This window comes from Stenotrophomonas sp. GW821-FHT01H02A (assembly GCF_059422145.1).
In genome coordinates this window covers 103,726-122,762 of the sequence record NZ_JBWKWI010000003.1, presented here as the reverse complement: position 1 = coordinate 122,762, position 19,037 = coordinate 103,726, and the positions used below count along the sequence as shown (strand labels likewise).

General features: G+C 67.2%; 17 protein-coding genes. 6 read left to right on the top strand and 11 right to left on the bottom strand.

Annotation, left to right across the window (positions count from 1 at the left end):
- Position 1 precedes the first annotated feature (1 nt).
- Positions 2-898 (bottom strand): LysR family transcriptional regulator, encoded by an 897-nt coding sequence (locus tag AC07WC_RS06155; RefSeq protein WP_495209216.1) that lies wholly within the window; start codon positions 896-898, stop codon positions 2-4.
- Positions 899-1,002: 104 nt separating this feature from the next.
- Between AC07WC_RS06155 and AC07WC_RS06150 the strand changes: the two genes are divergently transcribed.
- Together AC07WC_RS06150 and dbpA are read left to right on the top strand one after the other, a co-directional pair.
- The gene (locus AC07WC_RS06150) at positions 1,003-2,079 is read left to right on the top strand and encodes a YeiH family protein (protein ID WP_495209215.1); all 1,077 of its coding nucleotides are present in this window, start codon (positions 1,003-1,005) and stop codon (positions 2,077-2,079) included.
- A 33-nt stretch (positions 2,080-2,112) separates the two neighbouring features.
- Positions 2,113-3,495, top strand: a complete 1,383-nt coding sequence (gene dbpA / locus AC07WC_RS06145) for an ATP-dependent RNA helicase DbpA (RefSeq protein WP_495209214.1) — start codon at positions 2,113-2,115, stop codon at positions 3,493-3,495.
- 74 nt (positions 3,496-3,569) lie between these two features.
- On the opposite strand, the gene AC07WC_RS06140 is transcribed toward dbpA, so the two are convergent.
- The 4 genes from AC07WC_RS06140 to AC07WC_RS06125 all read right to left on the bottom strand — a co-directional run bounded on the left by AC07WC_RS06140 (position 3,570) and on the right by AC07WC_RS06125 (position 6,878).
- Positions 3,570-4,106: an adenine phosphoribosyltransferase gene (locus AC07WC_RS06140; RefSeq protein ID WP_495209213.1), complete on the bottom strand. Its 537-nt coding sequence runs from the start codon at positions 4,104-4,106 to the stop codon at positions 3,570-3,572.
- 110 nt (positions 4,107-4,216) lie between these two features.
- Positions 4,217-5,782, bottom strand: coding sequence for a protein adenylyltransferase SelO (locus AC07WC_RS06135; RefSeq protein WP_495209212.1), 1,566 nt, complete (start codon positions 5,780-5,782; stop codon positions 4,217-4,219).
- Positions 5,783-5,819: 37 nt separating this feature from the next.
- Positions 5,820-6,512 carry a glutathione S-transferase family protein gene (locus AC07WC_RS06130; protein WP_495209211.1) on the bottom strand — a complete coding sequence of 231 codons (693 nt, stop codon included), beginning with the start codon at positions 6,510-6,512 and terminating at the stop codon, positions 5,820-5,822.
- 156 nt (positions 6,513-6,668) lie between these two features.
- Positions 6,669-6,878, bottom strand: coding sequence for a cold-shock protein (locus AC07WC_RS06125; protein WP_017356920.1), 210 nt, complete (start codon positions 6,876-6,878; stop codon positions 6,669-6,671).
- Positions 6,879-7,178: 300 nt separating this feature from the next.
- On the opposite strand from AC07WC_RS06125, the gene AC07WC_RS06120 reads away from it, so the two are divergent.
- Positions 7,179-7,652: a YaiI/YqxD family protein gene (locus tag AC07WC_RS06120; RefSeq protein ID WP_495209210.1), complete on the top strand. Its 474-nt coding sequence runs from the start codon at positions 7,179-7,181 to the stop codon at positions 7,650-7,652.
- Positions 7,653-7,719: 67 nt separating this feature from the next.
- Here AC07WC_RS06120 and AC07WC_RS06115 read toward each other — a convergent pair whose 3' ends face one another.
- The gene (locus AC07WC_RS06115; RefSeq protein WP_495209209.1) at positions 7,720-8,604 is read right to left on the bottom strand and encodes a pseudouridine synthase; all 885 of its coding nucleotides are present in this window, start codon (positions 8,602-8,604) and stop codon (positions 7,720-7,722) included.
- A gap of 41 nt (positions 8,605-8,645) precedes the next feature.
- Between AC07WC_RS06115 and AC07WC_RS06110 the strand changes: the two genes are divergently transcribed.
- The 3 genes from AC07WC_RS06110 to AC07WC_RS06100 all read left to right on the top strand — a co-directional run bounded on the left by AC07WC_RS06110 (position 8,646) and on the right by AC07WC_RS06100 (position 12,554).
- Positions 8,646-9,197 (top strand): YaeQ family protein, encoded by a 552-nt coding sequence (locus tag AC07WC_RS06110; RefSeq protein WP_495209208.1) that lies wholly within the window; start codon positions 8,646-8,648, stop codon positions 9,195-9,197.
- Between the two features lie 10 nt (positions 9,198-9,207).
- On the top strand, positions 9,208-10,392 hold the full coding sequence (locus AC07WC_RS06105; protein WP_495209207.1) for a BaiN/RdsA family NAD(P)/FAD-dependent oxidoreductase: 1,185 nt from the start codon (positions 9,208-9,210) through the stop codon (positions 10,390-10,392).
- A 92-nt stretch (positions 10,393-10,484) separates the two neighbouring features.
- Positions 10,485-12,554, top strand: a complete 2,070-nt coding sequence (locus AC07WC_RS06100) for a GGDEF/EAL domain-containing response regulator (protein WP_495209206.1) — start codon at positions 10,485-10,487, stop codon at positions 12,552-12,554.
- Positions 12,555-12,675: 121 nt separating this feature from the next.
- Here the strand turns inward: AC07WC_RS06100 and fabV are convergent, their stop codons facing one another.
- From fabV to tgt, 5 genes are all read right to left on the bottom strand, one after another.
- Positions 12,676-13,935 (bottom strand): enoyl-ACP reductase FabV, encoded by a 1,260-nt coding sequence (gene fabV, locus AC07WC_RS06095; protein ID WP_495209205.1) that lies wholly within the window; start codon positions 13,933-13,935, stop codon positions 12,676-12,678.
- 543 nt (positions 13,936-14,478) lie between these two features.
- The gene (gene secF, locus AC07WC_RS06090; protein ID WP_495209204.1) at positions 14,479-15,453 is read right to left on the bottom strand and encodes a protein translocase subunit SecF; all 975 of its coding nucleotides are present in this window, start codon (positions 15,451-15,453) and stop codon (positions 14,479-14,481) included.
- 19 nt (positions 15,454-15,472) lie between these two features.
- On the bottom strand, positions 15,473-17,326 hold the full coding sequence (gene secD / locus AC07WC_RS06085; RefSeq protein WP_495209203.1) for a protein translocase subunit SecD: 1,854 nt from the start codon (positions 17,324-17,326) through the stop codon (positions 15,473-15,475).
- Between the two features lie 58 nt (positions 17,327-17,384).
- On the bottom strand, positions 17,385-17,729 hold the full coding sequence (yajC, locus tag AC07WC_RS06080) for a preprotein translocase subunit YajC (protein WP_019183141.1): 345 nt from the start codon (positions 17,727-17,729) through the stop codon (positions 17,385-17,387).
- A 156-nt stretch (positions 17,730-17,885) separates the two neighbouring features.
- Entirely contained in the window at positions 17,886-19,016 is a 1,131-nt protein-coding gene (tgt, locus tag AC07WC_RS06075; protein WP_495209202.1) for a tRNA guanosine(34) transglycosylase Tgt, read from the bottom strand.
- Between the last annotated feature and the right edge of the window lie 21 nt (positions 19,017-19,037).

Here is a 19,037-nt window from a genome sequence, read left to right as displayed (position 1 = left end):
CTTACTCCTGAGCGAACGCGCCCGCAGGCAGCCCCAGCAGCGCCCACAGCGCCGGGGGCACCCGCTTGCCCGGATGGCGGACCACCCACAACTGGCGTGACAGCGGCGGCAGCGGCGTCTCCACCACGCTCAGGCTGCCCAGCGCGATCAGATCGGCCACGGCATGCCGTGACAAGCACGCCAGGCCGAGCCCGGCGGCCGCGGCCTGCTTGATCGCCTCGGTGCTGCCCAACTGCATGGAACGGGCAAAGTGGTGCAGGTGGGGCAGCAGCGCCTGCTCCACCGCTTCGCGGGTGCCCGAGCCCGGCTCGCGCAGCAGCCAGCGTGCCTGCGCCAGCGCTGCGATTTCCATGCGTGAGGGGGTGGTTTCCCGCGCGCCGACGATGACCAGCTCATCGCGCTGCCACGGCAGTACCTGCAGGCCACTTTCGTGGCACGGCCCTTCGATCAGGCCCAGATCCACCTCCAGGCGCTGGACCGCCGCGACCACGTCGGCGCTGTTGCCGATCCGCAGGTCGACCTGGGCCTGGGGGTTATCGGTCAGCAGCGTGGCGACGCGGGACGGCAACAGGTAGTTGCCGATCGTGGTGCTGGCCCCGAGCCGCAGCAGCAGGGGCTGCGCACCGGGCGCCAGCTGCCCGGCCCCGGCCAGCCGCTCCAGATCGACGGCGGCGACCAGCAGCGCGCGAGCGGGATCCAGCAACGCCCGTCCCTGCGGGTTGAGCACGAGCCGGCGCCCGATCCGGTCGAACAGCGGACTGGCCAACTGACTTTCAAGTTCATTGAGCGCCGCGCTCGTGGCCGACTGCGACAACGCCAGCTGCGACCCCGCCGCGGCCGTGGTGCCGGCGTCGGCGATCGCCACGAAAACCTGCCATTGGCGGAGGGTGAGGTGCATGACAGCCATTAACGCACCAAACAGGTCGAAATGACACAAACAATGCGTTTTACAGGTTCATCAGCGACGCGCAGGCTATCGCTGTGATCTGACTGGAGATACCCGTGAACACCTCTGCCGCCGCCCTGCCCTCACCCACTACCGCCCAGCGCTGGCGCAGCCGCCTCCCCGGGCTGCTGCTGACCGGCGCCGTGGCGGCAGCGGCCATGGGACTGGCACCGCTGCTGTGGCTGCAGACGCACGGGATCAGCGCACTGACCCTGGCCATCGTGCTCGGCATCGCCGTGGGCAACACCGTTTACCCGCGCCTGGCCGACCCTGCCGGCGCCGGGGTCGGCTTCTCCAAGCACTGGCTGCTGCGGGCGGGCATCGTGTTGTACGGCCTGCGCCTGACCTTCCAGGATATCGGCCAGGTCGGTATCGGCGGGGTGCTGATCGATGCGCTGGTGTTGACCAGCACCTTCGCGCTGGCCTGGTGGGCCGGCACACGCTGGTTCGGCCTCGACAAGGAAAGCGCCCTGCTGATCGGCGCCGGCAGCTCGATCTGCGGTGCTGCCGCGGTGATGGCGGCCGAGCCGGTGGTGCGCGGGCGCGCCGAACAGGTGACCGTGGCCGTGTCCACCGTGGTCGTGTTCGGCACGCTCGCGATGTTCCTGTACCCGCTGCTGTACCAGCTCAACCTCGCGCACGGGTGGATCCCGATGAGCGCACAGGCCTACGGCGTGTTCACCGGCTCCACCGTGCATGAGGTCGCCCAGGTGGTCGCCGCCGGCCGCGCGGTGAGCGAGCCGGCCGCCGACACGGCCGTGATCGCCAAGATGGTGCGGGTGATGATGCTGGCGCCGTTCCTGATCGGGCTGTCGATGCTGCTGGCACGCGGTGGCGCGCCGGCCGCGTCCGGCCAACGCGCGAAGATCGTGGTGCCCTGGTTCGCGTTCGGCTTCGTGGCCGTGGCCGGACTCCATTCGCTGCAGGTGTTGCCGGCGGCCGTGGTCAGCGCGGCGATCGATCTGGACACCGTGCTGCTGGCGATGGCGATGGCCGCACTCGGCCTGACCACGCATGCGTCGGCGCTGCGCAGGGCCGGCATGAAGCCGCTGCTGCTGGCACTGCTGCTGTTTGGTTGGCTGCTGGCGGGCGGGCTTGGGATCAACCTGGGCGTCCACGCGCTGCTGGGCTGAGGCACGCCGGGCGGACTTCTGCGACACTACCGCATGTCTGAATTCTCCTCCCTGCCGCTGAAACCAGCGCTGCTGCCCGGCATCGATGCCATGGGCTATACCTCGCTCACCCCCGTGCAGGCCCAGAGCCTGCCGGCCATCCTGGAGCGCCGCGACGTCATCGCACAGGCCCCGACCGGCAGCGGCAAGACCGCGGCCTTCGGGCTGGGCCTGCTGCAGGCGCTGGACCCCGCCGTGACCCGCGCCCAGGCGCTGGTGCTGTGCCCGACCCGCGAACTGGCCGACCAGGTCGGCAAGCAGATCCGCAAGCTGGCCACCGGCATTCCGAACCTGAAACTGCTGGTGCTGACCGGCGGCATGCCGCTGGGCCCGCAGCTGGCCTCGCTGGAAGCGCACGATCCGCAGGTGGTCGTCGGCACCCCCGGGCGCATCCAGGAACTGGGCCGCAAGCGCGTGCTGCACCTGGGCGGCGTGACCACCCTGGTGCTGGACGAAGCCGACCGCATGCTGGACATGGGCTTCGAAGAGCCGATCCGCGAGATCGCCGGGCGTACCAGCAAGGACCGCCAGACGCTGCTGTTCTCGGCCACCTTCCCGGACGAGATCCGCGAGATCGCCCGCGTGCTGCTGCGCGACCCGGTGGAAGTGACCGTGGAAGGCGCCGATCATGCCCCGGCGATCCGCCACCTGTTCTGCGAGACCGAGCTGGCACTCAAGCAGAAGGCGCTGGCCGGCCTGCTGCTCAAGTACACGCCGGAATCGGCCGTGGTGTTCTGCAACACCCGCCGCGATGTCGACGACGTGGCCATTTCGCTGCAGCAGTTCGGTTTCTCCGCGCTGCCGCTGCACGGCGAGATGGAACAGCGTGATCGCGACGAAGTGCTGGTGCGCTTCGCCAACCGCAGCTGCAACGTGCTGGTCGCCAGTGACGTGGCCGCGCGCGGGCTGGACGTGCAGGACCTCGCCGCGGTGATCAACTACGAGCTGCCGACCGATATCGAAACCTATGAACATCGCGTCGGCCGTACCGGTCGCGCCGGTGCAACGGGCCTGGCGATCAGCTTGGTGACACACCGCGAGCGCAGCCGCGCCGATGCACTGGAAGCCGCCCAGGGCAAGCCGCTGGACTGGCAGAAGACGCCGCTGGCCACCGCCCGCCCGCCGGTGCTGCCGCAGGCCGCGATGACCACCCTGCGCATCGACGGCGGCAAGACCGACAAGCTGCGCCCGGGCGACATCCTCGGCGCACTCACAGGCGATGCCGGGCTGGCCGCCAAGTACATCGGCAAGATCGACATCTACGCCACGCGCTCGTACGTGGCCATCGCACGCGAGCAGGCCGGCCGGGCGATCGCCCAGCTGGAAGCCGGCAAGATCAAGGGCCGCCGGTTCCGCGTACGCAAGATGGATGTCTGAGCGGTAGAGCCGACCGTTGGTCGGCTGTGCTTTCGTCGGGATGTTTGAGGTGCCGACCTGCGGTCGGCACGCCCTCAATACACCAGGTTCGCCAGCAGCGGGACGTCACTCGTCCAGCGCTCGCGGCCGCCGAGGCCGGCCAGCTCCACCAGCACGGCCGCACCGACCACCTCCACCTGCAGCTGATGGGCCAGCGACAACGCCGCCAACAGCGTGCCACCGGTAGCGAGCACATCATCGATCACCACGACGCGTGCGCCAGCCGGCAAGGCATCGGCGTGCACCTCGATGCTGTCGGTCCGATATTCCAGGGTGTAATCCTGGCGCAGCACCTTGCCCGGCAGCTTGCCCGGCTTGCGCACCGGCACGAAACCCACGCCCAGCACCCGCGCCATGGCGGCGCCCAGGATGAAGCCGCGCGATTCGATGCCCATCACCGCCTGCAGATTGGCATCGCGCCACGGGGCGACCATCGCATCGATGGCGGCCGCGAAATCCGGGCCGTCGGCCAGCAGCGGCATGATGTCCTTGAACAGGATGCCCGGCTTGGGAAAATCGGCGATGTCGCGCAGGCGGCCGGCCCAGGCGGGCGTGGCGGAAGACTCGGTCATGATCGGCACAGCACAAAGGGTGGCATAGGGTAACCGAGCCTCCCGCAGCAGCGCCTCACAGCCCGGTGCGCACGGCAGAACGGTTCATCCCGCCCTGCCCTCACCGGGATTCACGAGCTGCAGGACAACATCGAGCAGCCGGCCTTCACACGCGCCCACTCCGGCCGCTTGGCCGCGAAGTGTTCGCGCCCCGGCTGTACCTCATACGGGCGCCGCAGCACCTCCAGCAACGTATGCACGCCGCTGAGATCGCCCTGCTGCGCCTGCTCGATCGCCTCCTGGGCCAGCCAGTTGCGCAGCACGTACACCGGGTTGGCGCGGCCCATCTGCTGCTGCCGCGCCTGCGCGCTCAAGCCATCCGCCCGCAGCCGCGCGGCGTACTGCTGCAGCCACGCCTGCAGCGATGGCAGCACCGCTTCGCGCCTGGCCGGACTGTAGAAGGCGTCTTCGAGCACCGCCACCGACGGCGCAGCGGAATCGAGGTCCATCAACCCGCGGAAGGCGATGGTCATGTCCATCTCGCCCTCGTGCAGGATCTCCAGCCAGGCCGCCATCATCGCCACGTCCGCGTCGCGGCAGGTGTCCAGGCCCAGCTTCGCGGCGATGTCGGCGCGCTCGCATTCGGCGTGCACCTGCTGGAAACGGGCCAGCCCGTCATGCAGCGGCGTGACATCCTCGAACAGCGGCGCCAGTGCCTGCGCCAGCCGGGTGAGATTCCAGTACGCCACCTGCGGCTGCGTACCGAAGCGATAACGCCGGCCCTGCGCATCGGTGGTGTTGGGGGTCCACTCCGGATCGTAGTCCTCGACCCAGCCATAGGGACCGTAATCGATCGTGAGGCCGAGAATGGAGAGGTTGTCGGTGTTCATCACGCCATGCACGAATCCCACGCGCATCCAGTGTGCGACCAGTACCGCGGTGCGTTCGCAGACCTCGGCGAACCAGCGCGCATGGCGCGTCTCACCGGCATCTGCCAGCGCAGGGAAATCGCGTGCGATGCAGACATCGGCCAACTGCCGCAGCAACGTCGTGTCACCGCGCGACGCCGGCAGCTCGAAGGTGCCGAAACGGATGAAGGACGGCGCGACGCGGCAGACGATCGCACCGGGCTCGGGCTCGGGGTGACCGTCATAGAACATGTCGCGCACCACCGCATCACCGGTGCCGACCAGGCTCAACGCGCGCGTGGTCGGCACGCCGAGATGATGCATCGCTTCGCTGCACAGGAACTCGCGGATGGACGAACGCAGCACCGCCCGCCCATCCGCGCCGCGCGAGTACGGCGTGCGTCCGGCGCCCTTCAACTGCAGCTCCCAGTGCGCACCGTCCGCGGTGAGCAGCTCGCCCAGCGAGATCGCACGGCCATCGCCGAGCTGCCCGGCCCAATGGCCGAACTGATGCCCGCCATAGTTGGCCGCCCACGGCGCCATGCCGGCGTACAACGCATTGCCACCGAACACCCACGCGAAATCCTCGCTCTCGATGAGGTCCTGGCCCATGCCCAGCAGCGCGGCCATTTCCGGCGAGTACGCCAGCAGGCGCGGTGCCGCGACCGGGGTCGGCATCACCGACGACCACGCGGCCTCGCGCACCTCGCGCACGCGCGGGCCGGTCTCGGGATCGCCGGGCAGATCACGGATGAAGCGGTTATCGAAACGCAGGGGCTGGGTGCTCATGGGCATGAAATGGGGACAGACCGGCTGCCCCGCAAGCTCAGCGGGTGCCGCCGCCAAGGTTCAATGGCCCGCCCCGCTCCACCGCGCGCTGGTAGGCCGGGCGCTGCTCGATCCGCGCCAGGTACGACTGCAGGCGCGGATACGCGGCCATGTCACCGCCGCGGGCGGCGGCGGCCTGGATCGGGAAGCTCATCTGGATGTCAGCGGCGGTGAAACGCTCGCCGGCGAACCACGGCGACTGGCCAAGCTCGCGCTCCATCCAGTCCATGTGCAGCTTCACCTGCGGGCCGACGAAACCCTTCATCACCTTGTCGGCGATGGAGCGCGCGATCGGCTTGGCGAAGAACGGCATCGGTGCCTTGCGCAGCCGCGCGAACACCAGCGTCATCAGCAGCGGCGGCATCGCCGAGCCTTCGGCGTAGTGCATCCAGTAGCGGTAGCGCACGCGCTCGGGGGCCTGCGCCGGCATCGGCTCGGGCGAGAGCTGGCGGCCGCTGTCATAACGGTCGGCCAGGTATTCCAGGATCGCGCCGGATTCGGCCAGGACCAGCGCGTCGTCCTGCAGCACCGGCGATTTGCCCAGCGGGTGTACGTCGCGCAGCGCCTGCGGCGCCAGCCAGGTGCCGGGGTCGCGCTGGTAGTTGACGACCTGGTACGGCAGGCCCAGCTCTTCGAGCATCCACAACACGCGCAGCGAGCGCGAGTGGTCCAGATGGTGCACCTTGATCATCGAGGGTTCCGCAGGGTCAAAGCAGCATCGTAACCGGGCGATTGGCACGATGACGTCGTCACCCTCGGCCCGCACTGGCGGAATGCCGCCCAATAAAAAACGCCGGAAGCTTTCGCTTCCGGCGTTCTAGGCGACCTTACGGTGGCGGGGGGTCGATTAGACCGCCTGCACCTGGTCAGCCTGCATACCCTTCTGGCCCTGCACGGCGACGAAGGTCACCTTCTGGCCTTCCTGCAGCGACTTGAAGCCGGTGCCCTGGATCGCGCGGAAATGCACGAAGAGGTCCGGGCCGCTTTCCGGGGTGATGAAGCCGAAGCCCTTGGCGTCGTTGAACCACTTCACGGTGCCCTGCTGACGATCAGACATGTACTAACTCCTGAAACAATAGTTGAAATAATCGCGGCCGCCGCGTATCGGAGCCGAGACTGAGTTGCAGGCGTTGGTAAAGCGGATCGATGAGCAGATCGTGAGATCAACTGCACCAGGCCACGATTCACGGTGACCCTAGCAAACACAGTGTGGGTGACGATACTCGTGTTTTACCGAAAAAGCGATAGCTGGTTTATTCAGCCATCCTCCCCTCCCGCCTGACAGGACAAGGGGTCGGGCGATCCTACACGAAATCCGAGCCCCTATTCAGATTTTCCCTACCTTAAGATCAGCCAAATGACCGATACCCCGCCCCCTAAAGTTCACATCTGGGTGGACGCCGACGCTTGTCCGGCCGTCATCAAGGAGATCCTGTTCCGGGCCGCCGAGCGCGCCGGGATCGAGACGACCCTGGTGGCGAACCACGGGCTGCGTACGCCACCGTCCCGATTCATCCGGTCGATCCAGGTCCCGCCCGGCCTGGATGTGGCCGACAGCGTGATCGTGGAGCGGGTCCAACCGGGCGATCTGGTCGTCACCCAGGACATCCCCTTGGCCGCCCTCGTATTGGACAAAAAGGCCGTCGCGCTCAACCCGCGTGGCGAGCTGTACACGCCCGACAACATGGCCGAGCGGCTGTCCATGCGCAATTTCATGGAAGAACTGCGCGGCGCCGGCGTCCAGACCGGTGGGCCACCCCCGCTGCATGCACGGGACAAGCAGGCATTCGCAGCACAGCTGGATCGCTGGCTGGCCAGGCGTTCAGCCTGATGAACCGCTGGCAGGTGAACCCCACGTTCGCTCCCTGAGCCCCCCTGCAGCCGGCCAGCGGCCGGCACTACCTGCAGAGCGACTGGCCGCTGGTGAACGTGCGCCGCTCTCCGGTCAGCGGGTCGTCGAACGCCAGTGCCTTGGCCAGCAACTGCAGCGGCGCGTCGGCCGCCGCATCCGTGAGCAGATCGGGATACAGGTCATCCCCGAGGATCGGCGCGCCCAGCCCCGCCATGTGCACGCGCAACTGGTGCTTGCGGCCACTCACCGGGTGCAGCCGGTAACGCCAGACCGGTCCGGTGCGCTCGACCACCTCGATGCGGGTCCGGGCATTGGGCTCGCCGGCCGCCTCGGCCATGCGGAAAAACGGCTCGCCCGGGACCAGCCGGGTCTGGCGCTCAAGCGGGAATGCCACCTGCGGCAGGGCCGGTGCCAGGGCTTCGTACACCTTCTCGATACGGCGCTCGCGGAACAGGCGCTGGTAGGCATCACGGGTCGCCGGTCGGGTCGAGAACAGCACCAGCCCTGCGGTCAGCCGGTCCAGGCGGTGCAGCGGCACCAGGTCGCGGTTGCCGGTGCGCGCCACCAGCCGCGCCAGCAGCGTCTCGCGCACGTAGCCGCCGGCCGGCGTGACCGGCAGGAAGTGCGGCTTGTCGGCCACCAGCAGGTCCGCGTCCTGATGGACGATGGCCTCGGCGAAGGGAATCACCGGCTCATCGGCGACTTCGCGGAAATACACGATCTCCAGCCCGACCTGCCACGCGTGATCCGGCGTCAGCGCCCTGCCCAATGCGTCCTGCACCCGACCACGGGCAAAGCGGTCCGCCCATTGCGCGCGGTCAATGCGCGGGAAACGTGCGCACAAGCCGTCCAGCAGGCTTGGCCAGTCGCCGGGCGGCAACTGCAGGCGGCTGGGTGCGTGGGTGGCAAGGATCGGATCGGACGGGCTCATGGCGAACCATTATCATGGCGCTCTTTGCTTCAGGTATCCCCATGGCCCTCACCGCCACCATCCGCAAGGCCGAACTTCAGATCAGCGACATGGACCGCGGCTATTACGCCAGCCATACGCTGACCCTGGCCCAGCATCCGTCCGAGACCGACGAGCGCCTGATGGTGCGCCTGCTCACCTTCGCCCTGAACGCCGATGACCGGCTGGAGTTCGGCCGCGGCCTGAGCGTGGATGACGAGCCGGACCTGTGGCGCCGCGACTACACCGGCGACATCGAGCTGTGGATCGAACTGGGCCAGCCGGACGAGTCGCGCCTGCGCAAGGCCGCCGGCCGCGCGCGCGCGGTGCAGCTGGTCACCTACGGCGGCCGCGCCGCCGACATCTGGTGGGACCGCACCGCCTCCGCGCTGAAGAAACTGTCCACGCTGGAAGTGATGGACCTGCCGGGCGAGTTCGTCACCGAATGGGGCGCGCAGATCGAACGCACGATGCAGTGGGACGTGCAGATCCAGGACGGCGAAGTGCAGTTGACGTCCGACAAGGCCCAGCTCAGCGTCATCCCGACCTGGCGCAAGCAGAAGCCGCAGGCCTGAGCGCGCCGGGATGTCCGTGATCAGATGCGATGTACTGGTGATCGGCGCCGGCGCGGCCGGGCTGATGTGTGCGATGACCGCGGGCAAACGCGGGCGCATGGTGCAGGTGATCGACCATGCCAACAAGGTCGGCAAGAAGATCCTGATGTCCGGCGGCGGGCGCTGCAACTTCACCAATACCGGCACCACGGCGGCCAACTTCCTGTCGGCCAATCCGCACTTCTGCAAATCCGCGCTGGCCCGCTACACGCCCTGGCACTTCATCGAGATGGTGGAGCGGCACGGCATCGCGTATCACGAAAAAGAGCTGGGCCAGCTGTTCTGCGACATCTCGTCCAAGCAGATCGTGAAGATGCTGGTGGACGAATGCCAGGCCGCCGGGGTGCAGATCCGCACCGACTGCGGCGTGCAGAAGGTCGAGCGCGGCGCGGACGGCTTCCATGTGCACACCGCGCAGGGGCATTTCCATGCCGCCTCGCTGGTGGTGGCCACCGGCGGGCTGTCGATCCCGAGCATGGGCGCCACCGGTTTCGGCTATGAGCTGGCCCGCCAGTTCGGCCACGAGGTCCTGCCGACCCGCGCCGGGCTGGTGCCGCTGACCCTGAGTGGCAAGCACCAGGAGCGCTTCAACGAGCTCAGCGGCGTGGCCTTGCCGATCGAGGCACGCTGCAACGGGGTCGAGTTCCGCAACTCCATGCTGATCACCCACCGCGGCATCAGTGGTCCGGCGATCCTGCAGATTTCTTCCTACTGGCAGCCCGGCGATGAGCTGCGGCTGGACCTTCTGCCGGGCCAGGACGCGCTGGACTGGCTGCGCCGGATGAAGGCCGAACGCGGCGCCGCCGAACTGCGCACGGTGCTGTCCGAGGTGTTGCCACGCCGGCTGGCGCTGCGCCTGTGCGAGCACTGGTTGCCGGACCGGCTGGTGCGCCAGATCGACGAGCCGCAGCTGCGCGAGGCCGCCGATCTGCTGCAGAATTTCCCGCTGGTGGCCAGTGGCACCGAGGGGTACCGTACCGCCGAGGTGACGCTGGGCGGGGTCGACACCCGCAAGGTGTCCTCCAGTACGTTTGAATCGCAAGTGGTTCCCGGCCTGCACTTCATTGGGGAGGTGCTGGACGTGACCGGCTGGCTGGGCGGCTACAACTTCCAGTGGGCCTGGGCCTGTGGCCATGCCGCGGGCAGCGTGGCCTGAGCCGGAACCAGCGTTCCGTGATCGGCTACCGTTTGCCGCATGGACGTAGTGACACGCATCGTGTATCAAGTTTGCAGTCCGGGGAGTAGTGAATGCAGAACGCGAATGACATGACGGTCCGCCTGCTGATCGTGGACGACAGCGGCGAGAACGCCGAGACCATCGTCAGCACGCTGCGCAACAGCGGCATCGCGGTGCGCCCGACGCGCCCGCAGCACAGCGAGGAACTGGCCCAGGCTCTGGGCACCCAGCCGATCGACCTGGTGCTGGTCGCCGCCGCGCAGAGCATCCCGCTGCTGCAGGTGACCCAGCAGATCGCGGCCAGCGGCAAGGACATCCCGATGATCCTGCTGGCCGAATCGATCAACGAGAACGAATGGGTCGAGGCCGGTGCCAACGGCATCCGCGCCATCGCCCTGCGCCACCGCCCCGAGCACCTGCTGGCCGTGGTGCGCAATGAATGGACCGATCTGCATGCGCGCCGCGGGCTGCGCCGGATCGAGGCCCAGATGCGCGAAACCGAGCGCCGCTGCGACGCGCTGATCTCCTCCTCGCGCGACCCGATCGCCTACGTCCATGAAGGCATGCACATCCGGGCCAACGAGGCCTACCTGGAGATGTTCGGCTACGAGAGCTTCGACGACGTGGAAGGCATCTCGCTGCTGGACATGGTCGCCCCGCAGCATGTGGACGGCTTCAAGCAGCTGCTCAAGTCGATGAGCAAGGGCGACGCCCCGCCACCGCAGTACCAGGTGGACGCGCGCAACCAGGACGGCGCGGTGTTCCCGGCCACGATGGAGTTCACCCAGGCCAGTTACGAAGGCGAATCCTGCCTGCAGGTGGTGTTCCGCCGCCGCATGGAGTTCGATCCGGAGCTGGCACGCGAAGTCGAAGACCTGCGCCAGCGCGACCAGGTCACCGGCCTGCTCAACCGCCCGACCTTCATGCTGCATGTGGAGAACGCGGTGGCCCAGGCGAGCCGCAGCGAGGGCCGGTTCGGCCTGCTGCTGATCGAGCCGGACCACTATGCGCGGCTGCTGCCGGAGATCGGCCTGGACTCGGCCGACGCGCTGATCGGTGCCCTCGCCCGCGTGCTGGCCCAATCGGTTGGCGATGGGGCGCATGTCGCCCGTTTCGGCGAACACAGCTTCGCGGTGCTGACCGAAGCCCCTTACGCGCAGACCGTTGCCCTGGCCGACCAGATCCGCGAGGCCTTCGCCGCACAGGTGTTCAGCATCGGCGAGCGCTCGGCCACGGTCACGGTCAGCGTGGGCGGCGTGCAGGTCGGCGAGAAGATCGCGAGCATCGGCCAGGTGCTGGCGCGCGCCACCGAGTGCACCCAGGCGGCACTGGAGCTGGGCAACACCACCCGCGTGTTCGACCCGGCGGCGGTCGATCGCGTGGAAGAAGAGCGCATCCAGCACTGGGTGGCCCGCATCCGCCAGGCATTGGACGGCGATGGCTTCCAGCTGCACTACCAGCCGGTGCTCAACCTGCAGGGCGAAGCGCTGGAGTTGTACGAGGCCTACCTGCGCCTGGACCACAACGGCGAGCTGCTCAGCCCGACCGCCTTCCTGGGGATCGCCGAGGAGCACGGCCTGCTGGCCGACATCAACCGCTGGGTCGTGACGCATGCGATCAGCATGCTCGCCGCGCGCAAGCGCGAGGGCCATGTCACCCACCTGATGGTCAAGATCACCCCGGAGTCGTTCAACGACCCGCAGATGATCGCCACCCTGCGCCGCGAGCTGCAGGCCCAGGGCGTGCCCGGCGAACAGTTGTGGCTGCACGCGCCAGAGGCCAAGGTGTTCACCCATCTGCGCAACGCGCAGCAGTTCCTTGCCGCGGTCGCCCCGCTGGGGTGCCGGATCGGCCTGGAGCAGTTCGGCTCGGGGCTGGACTCGTTCCAGCTGCTGGCGCACTTCCAGCCACAGTTCCTCAAGCTGGACCGCGACTTCACGTCCGATTTCGCCCGCACCCGCGAGCACAGCGAAAAGATCAGCGAAATCACCGCGCGTGCGCAGGCGGCCAACATCCAGACCATCGCCGAGTTCGTCGCCGATGCCAATTCGATGAGCCTGCTTTTCAGCGCCGGCGTGGACTACGTGCAGGGCGAGTTCGTTGGCCCCGCCGGCCCGGTGATGAATTTCGATTTCAGTTGATCGGGAGCGTCACGACCCACGGTCGTGACCTACCCTGTTCCGCGCATCAATGGGCGCAGCGCGCGTGCATCGATGGCCGCGCGGGTAGATGCCGACCGTTGGTCGGCATCGCTCCTTCCGGTCAGGCCATCTCGACCAGGTTCGGAATCTTCACGTCCGGGCTGACATCGGCGTCGTAATCCACGCCTTCGATGCCGAACCCGAACAGACGCAGGAAGTCGGCCTTGTAGCCGGCCAGATCGCTGATCTCGTACAGGTTCTCATTGGTCACCTGCGGCCACAGCGCGACCACTTCGCCCTGTACTTCCGGCGCCATTTCCTTGTAATCCGCGCGCAGGCGACCGGCGTCATCGATCAGCGCCACCTTGCGACCGCCATCGGTGACCAGATCGTGGCGCAGACGCTCGGTCGCCGTGCCCGTGTCCTTGCCCCCGTAGAGGATGTCGTACAGCGTATCGAGCTGCTCGATGCAGCCTTCGTGCGTGCCCTTGGCCTTCATCACCTTGAACAGCAGCGACAGGTACAGCGGCATGGTCGGGATCGCCGAGCTGGCCTGGGTGACCACCGCCTTGAGCACCGACACGCGCGCATCGCCACCGATCGGGGCCAGCTTCTGACGCAGGCCGACGACCTTCTCGTCCAGATCCTTCTTGGCCGCGCCGATGGAGCCGTTCCAGTAGATCGCCTGGGTGATTTCCTCACCGACGTAGGTGAACGCCGTAGTGGTCGCGCCCTCGGCCAGCACACCGGCCTCGAGCAGCGCATCGATCCACATCTGCCAGTCTTCGCCGCCCATGACGGCCACGGTACCGGCGATCTCTTCCGGGGTGGCCGGTTCGATCGTGGTCTCGGTGATCACTTCCTTGTCGGTATCCAGGCCACGCAGCGTGATCGGCGCACCGATCGGCTTGAGCGTGGAACTGATCACTTCACCGGTCTTGGGATGCTTGCGGCGCGGCGCGGCCAGGCTGTACACCACCTGGTCGACCTGGCCGAGATCCTGCTTGATCAGCTCGATGACCTTGGCCTTGACCTCATCGGAGAAGGCATCGCCATTGACGCTCTTGGCGTACAGGCCGGCCTGCTCGGCGTACTTGTGGAACGCGGCGGTGTTGTACCAGCCAGCCGTACCCGGCTTGGTCTCGGTGCCCGGGCGCTCGAAGAACACACCCAGCGTGGCGGCATCGCTGCCGAACGCCGCCGTGATGCGCGCAGCCAGCCCGTAGCCGGTGGAGGCGCCGAGCACCAGCACCTTCTTCGGGCCGTTGGTGATCTTCGGCTTGGACTGGATGTACTCGATCTGCTGCTTGACGGCTGCATCGCAGCCGACCGGATGGGTGGTGACGCAGATGAAGCCGCGCACACGCGGTTTGATGACCATGTAAACCTCGAGGAGACTGGCGCAGGGCGGACCGGCGCGATGAAAAGGGAGGTCGCGCGCCACCGTAGCGGCTGCGCGGAACGCAAGGGATCGTAGTGCGCAGCGCTGCGGAGTACAACCAACGGGGGTGTATGGGGGTCGCTGCGGACGGGAGAGCAGCCGCGCATGGCGTGGCTCTACCCGTTACACCTGGCGCTGCGCCGGCTGCATTGGACGACAGCGATCACGCACAGAGTAGAGCCACGCCATGCGTGGATGCCGTTGATTTGCTTCGATTCGCCTTGCTCTGCCACCCGCCCTCCAGCACCCTTTCTGGAGGGTGACGGATAGCGATGTGCAGGACCGTTGGAGCGCCATGGATGGCGCTCACGAGCCCCCAGGGATGGGTTTACGGCGGGTCCAGCACAGCGCTATCCGTCGCCCTCCAACAGTGAGCATCCAAGGCGCCGCTCTGGCTTCGGCTCCGGCTCCAGCATTGACCCTGAACAAAAAGAAAGGCCGCGCAATGCGCGGCCTTTCAGATGTCTCATACCACCAGAAAACTTACGGACGACGCTCCAGCGCTTCCACGTCCTTGGCCTTCGGCAGCAGATCCTGCTTGGTCACAGCCAGCGCACCCATCGTCAGCAGCGGGCAGGCAATGAAGATCGACGACAGCGTACCGATCACCGCACCGATCATCTGGCTCAGCGCCAGCCCTTCCAGCGAACCACCGCCGTACAGGTACAGCGCCAGCACCGACAGGAAGAACACCAGCGAAGTGATGATCGTGCGCGACAGCGTCTGGTTGATCGAACGGTTCATCACTTCCAGCGGCTCCACACGCAGGCTGCGGAAGTTCTCACGCACACGGTCGAACACCACGATCGTGTCGTTGATCGAGAAGCCCATCACCGACAGCAGGCCGGCCAGCACCGTCAGATCGAACTCGCGGCCACTCAGCGAGAAGTAGCCTGCCACCACCAGCACGTCGAACAGCGTGGTGATGATCGCCACCATCGCGAACTTCCACTCGAAGCGGAAGCCGATGTAGATCAGGAAGCCGATCAGCACGAACAGCGCCGCGTACAGGCCGTTCAGGGCCAGCTCCTTGCCGACCTGTGGGCCCACGAACTCGGCGCCCACGATGGCGGCCTGGTTGCCCTCCACCGAGATCGCCTTCTGTACCGCTTCGGCGGTGCGGTTGTTGGCTTCGCCGGCGTTCTCGCCTTCGGCCACTTCCTGCGGCTGCAGGCGGATCAGCAGGTTGCTGCCGCTGCCGAAGCTCTGCACCTGGGCACCGGCATAGCCGGCGCCTTCCAGATGGTCGCGCACGGCATCGACGTCAGCCGGCTTGTCGAAACGCACTTCGACCACGGTGCCGCCGGTGAAATCCAGCGCGTAGTTGAAGCCCTTGAAGGCAATGCAGCCGATGGCGGCAATGAACACCAGCGCGGCCAGCGACACGGCCACCCAGCGGGTACGCATGAAGTCGAACTTGGTGTCGTTCGGGATCAGATGCAACGGGAAAAGTTTCATGGTTTCTATTCGCTTCCCGTCAGATGGCCAGGGTCTTGAGCTTCTTGCGGCGGCTGTAAACCAGCACGGCAAGGGCACGCGAGACGGTGATTGCAGTGAACATGGAGGCCAGGATGCCGACGATCATGGTCACGGCGAAGCCCTTCAACGGACCGGTACCGAACGCATACAACGCCACACCCGCCAGGATGCCGGTGAGGTTGGCGTCCAGGATGGTCCCGGAGGCCTTCTCGTAACCAGCCACGATGGCCGTCTTCGGCGGCATGCCCGCCCGCAGCTCTTCGCGGATACGTTCGTTGATCAGCACGTTGGCATCGACCGACAGGCCGATCGACAGCGCCAGACCGGCGAAGCCCGGCAGCGTCATCGTCGCACCGAACAGCGACATCACCGCCACCACGATCAGCAGGTTGAACAGCATCGCCACCGAGGTGATCACGCCGAACATGCGGTAGTACACGGTGAAGAAGATCAGGGTGAACAGGAACGCGAAGCCGACCGCGGTCACGCCGCGCTCGACGTTCTCCGCGCCCAGGCTCGGGCCGACGATGCGCTCTTCGACGAAGTCCATCGGCGCGGCCAGCGAGCCGGATTTCAGCAGCTTGGCCAGGTTGTCCGCCTCGAGCTTGTCCAGGCCGGTGGTCTGGAAGTTCTTGCCGAACACGCCGTTGATGTTGGCGACCGAGATCACCTCTTCCTTGACGCGGAAGCTGCGCACTTCCTTGCCGTCGACCACGTTCACGGTCGGGATGCGTTCGGTGTAGACCACCGCCATCGGCTTGTTCACGTTGGCGCTGGTGAAGTCGAACATGCGCTGGCCGCCGACGTTGTTCAGCGTCACGCTGACCGCCGCCGAACCGTTCTGGTCGGTGGTGGCCTGTGCGGCGACCATCTGGTCGCCGGTCACGATCACGCGCTTGTTGAGCAGGATCGGGCCACGGTTGTCGCGCTGCTGGTAGACCTTGGCCTCCGGCGGGATGCGGCCGCTGGTGATCGCGTCCTGGGCATTACCCTCGACCACGGCGCGATACTCCAGCGTCGCGGTCGCACCGATCATGCGCTTGGCTTCGGCGGTGTCCTGCACGCCCGGCAGCTGCACGACCACGCGGTCGGCACCCTGGCGCTGGATGATCGGCTCGGCCACACCGAGCTGGTTGACACGGTTGCGCAGCGTATTGACGTTCTGCTCGATGGCGCCGTTGGCGATCGCGGTCAGTTCGGTCTCCGGCATGCTCACGGTGATGCGGTTGCCGGCCACTTCGTAGCCCAGCGTCGGCTGCGCCTTGACCATCACCTCGCGGGCACGTGCGGCCGCATCGGCACCGGCGGACGGGCTGATGGTCGCCACGATGGTGTTGTCGCCACGACGCTCGACCGACTGGTAGGCGATGCGGGCATCGCGCAGGCTGCTGCGCACGTCTTCGGCGTAGGCGTCCAGACGCTTGTCCAGTGCCGCCTTCTGGTCGACCTGCAGCACGAAGTGCACGCCGCCCTGCAGATCCAGGCCCAGCACCATCGGCTTGGCGCCGAGGTCGCTCAGCCACTCCGGCACGGTGGAGGCCAGGTTCAGGGCGACCACGTAGTCCTCGCCCATCTCGTCGCGCAACGCATCGTTGGCGGCGGTCTGCGCCTGCAGCGTCGGCAGGCGCACGATCAGGCTGTCGCCTTCCTTGGCCACCGACAGCGGCTCCACGCCGGCCTGCTTGAGGTCACCCAGCACGCGGTCGCGCAGGGCGTCGTCGATCTGCCCGCCACGGTTGGCGGTGATCTGCACGGCAGGGTCCTTCTGGTAGATGTTGGGCAGTGCGTACAACGCACTGACCGCCAGCACGATCAGGATGAGGAAATACTTCCAGCGTGGAAATTCGAGCATTGCTTGGGTCCCGCGCGGTGCCCGTCCCGGCACCGCGGTTGAACGGAAAGGAGGTGGATCAGTTGGCCGACTTCAGCGTGCCGGTCGGCAGCACATTGCCCACGGCGCCCTTCTGCACGCGGATGCGCACGTTCTCGGCCACTTCGATGGTGATGAAGTTGTCGCCGATGTCGGTGACCACGCCGGCGATGCCGCCGTTGGTCAGCACTTCGTCACCGCGCTTGACCTTCTCCAGCATCGCCTTGTGTTCCTTCTGGCGCTTCATCTGCGGGCGGATCATCAGGAAGTACATGATCGCGATCAGGATGATCGGGAACAGCAGGGTGGTCAGACCCATGCCCTGCGGCTGGCCACCGGCGGCCTGGGCGTTGGCGGTGGGAATCAGGAAGGCGAGCAGGTTCATAGTGTGTCCTTGGGTTGGGAGGCGCCCCTCCCCCCTTTGAGGGTCAGGGTGTCGCCGCGAAACGGGGGTCAGCCTCGCAGTATGCCATGGCCCCGGGAGTTCGTCCTTGGGCCGTTTGGCAGGGTCCGCGCGCCGGATCGGCCGGCGGGGGTCACTTTACAGCGGGGGCGTGACCGCGCCACGGGCCGCGTAGAAGGACTCGCGGAAGGCGGCAAAGGTTCCCGCCGCGATCGCTGCGCGCATGTCGGCCATCAACGTCTCGTAGTAGTAGAGGTTGTGGATGGTGCCCAGCATCGGCGCCAGCATCTCGTTGCAGCGGTCCAGGTGACGCAGGTAGGAGCGCGTATAGCCGCTGGTGCAGGCATGGCAGCCGCAGCCCGGCTCGATGGTGTCCATGTCGCGCTCGTAGCGGGCATTGCGGATGCGCACCGTGCCGAACGAGGTGAAATAGTGGCCATTGCGGGCGTTGCGGGTCGGCATCACGCAATCGAACATGTCCACGCCGCGGGCGACGCCTTCGACCAGATCCTCCGGGCGGCCGACGCCCATCAGGTAGCGTGGGCGGTCGGCGGGCAGGATCGGGTGCATGTGGTCGAGCATGGCGTTGCGCTCGTGCTCGGGCTCGCCCACGGCCAGCCCGCCGATGGCGTAGCCGTCGAAGCCGATCTGCTGCAGGCCCTCGGCCGAGCGGCTGCGCAGGTCGTGATGGACACCGCCCTGGACGATGCCGAACAGCGCCGCGTCATTGCCCAGTTCATCGTGGGCGTTGCGGCTGCGCTGGGCCCAGCGCAGGCTCAGCTCCATCGAGGTGCGCGCGACCGGCTCGGTGGCCGGGTACGGCGTGCACTCGTCGAAGATCATCACCACGTCCGAATCGAGCACCTTCTGGATGCGCATGCTCTCTTCCGGGCCCAGGAACACGCGGGCGCCGTCGGTCGGCGAGGAGAAGGTCACGCCCTGCTCGGTGATCTTGCGGCGGTGGGCCAGCGAGAACACCTGGAAGCCGCCGGAGTCGGTCAGGATCGGGCCATTCCACCGCGCGAAGCCGTGCAGGCCGCCGTGGTCGGCAATCACGTCCAGACCCGGGCGCAGGTACAGATGGAAGGTGTTGCCCAGGATGATCTCCGCACCCAGCGCGCGGATCTGCTCCGGCAGGATGCCCTTCACCGAGCCATAGGTACCCACCGGCATGAAGGCCGGGGTTTCCACGGTCCCGCGCGGGAAGGTCAGGCGGCCGCGGCGGGCGCGGCCGTCGGTGGTCTGGAGCTGGAACTGGAGTCGGGACATGGAGCGGTCATTCGGACAGAT

Coding starts and splice junctions, on each gene's coding strand:
- AC07WC_RS06155 (WP_495209216.1), bottom strand. CDS start 898: ATGCACCTCACCCTCCGCCAATGGCAGGTTTTCGTGGCGATCGCCGAC.
- dbpA (WP_495209214.1), top strand. CDS start 2,113: ATGTCTGAATTCTCCTCCCTGCCGCTGAAACCAGCGCTGCTGCCCGGC.
- AC07WC_RS06140 (WP_495209213.1), bottom strand. CDS start 4,106: ATGACCGAGTCTTCCGCCACGCCCGCCTGGGCCGGCCGCCTGCGCGAC.
- AC07WC_RS06135 (WP_495209212.1), bottom strand. CDS start 5,782: ATGAGCACCCAGCCCCTGCGTTTCGATAACCGCTTCATCCGTGATCTG.
- AC07WC_RS06130 (WP_495209211.1), bottom strand. CDS start 6,512: ATGATCAAGGTGCACCATCTGGACCACTCGCGCTCGCTGCGCGTGTTG.
- AC07WC_RS06125 (WP_017356920.1), bottom strand. CDS start 6,878: ATGTCTGATCGTCAGCAGGGCACCGTGAAGTGGTTCAACGACGCCAAG.
- AC07WC_RS06120 (WP_495209210.1), top strand. CDS start 7,179: ATGACCGATACCCCGCCCCCTAAAGTTCACATCTGGGTGGACGCCGAC.
- AC07WC_RS06115 (WP_495209209.1), bottom strand. CDS start 8,604: ATGAGCCCGTCCGATCCGATCCTTGCCACCCACGCACCCAGCCGCCTG.
- AC07WC_RS06110 (WP_495209208.1), top strand. CDS start 8,646: ATGGCCCTCACCGCCACCATCCGCAAGGCCGAACTTCAGATCAGCGAC.
- AC07WC_RS06105 (WP_495209207.1), top strand. CDS start 9,208: ATGTCCGTGATCAGATGCGATGTACTGGTGATCGGCGCCGGCGCGGCC.
- AC07WC_RS06100 (WP_495209206.1), top strand. CDS start 10,485: ATGCAGAACGCGAATGACATGACGGTCCGCCTGCTGATCGTGGACGAC.
- fabV (WP_495209205.1), bottom strand. CDS start 13,935: ATGGTCATCAAACCGCGTGTGCGCGGCTTCATCTGCGTCACCACCCAT.
- secF (WP_495209204.1), bottom strand. CDS start 15,453: ATGAAACTTTTCCCGTTGCATCTGATCCCGAACGACACCAAGTTCGAC.
- secD (WP_495209203.1), bottom strand. CDS start 17,326: ATGCTCGAATTTCCACGCTGGAAGTATTTCCTCATCCTGATCGTGCTG.
- yajC (WP_019183141.1), bottom strand. CDS start 17,729: ATGAACCTGCTCGCCTTCCTGATTCCCACCGCCAACGCCCAGGCCGCC.
- tgt (WP_495209202.1), bottom strand. CDS start 19,016: ATGTCCCGACTCCAGTTCCAGCTCCAGACCACCGACGGCCGCGCCCGC.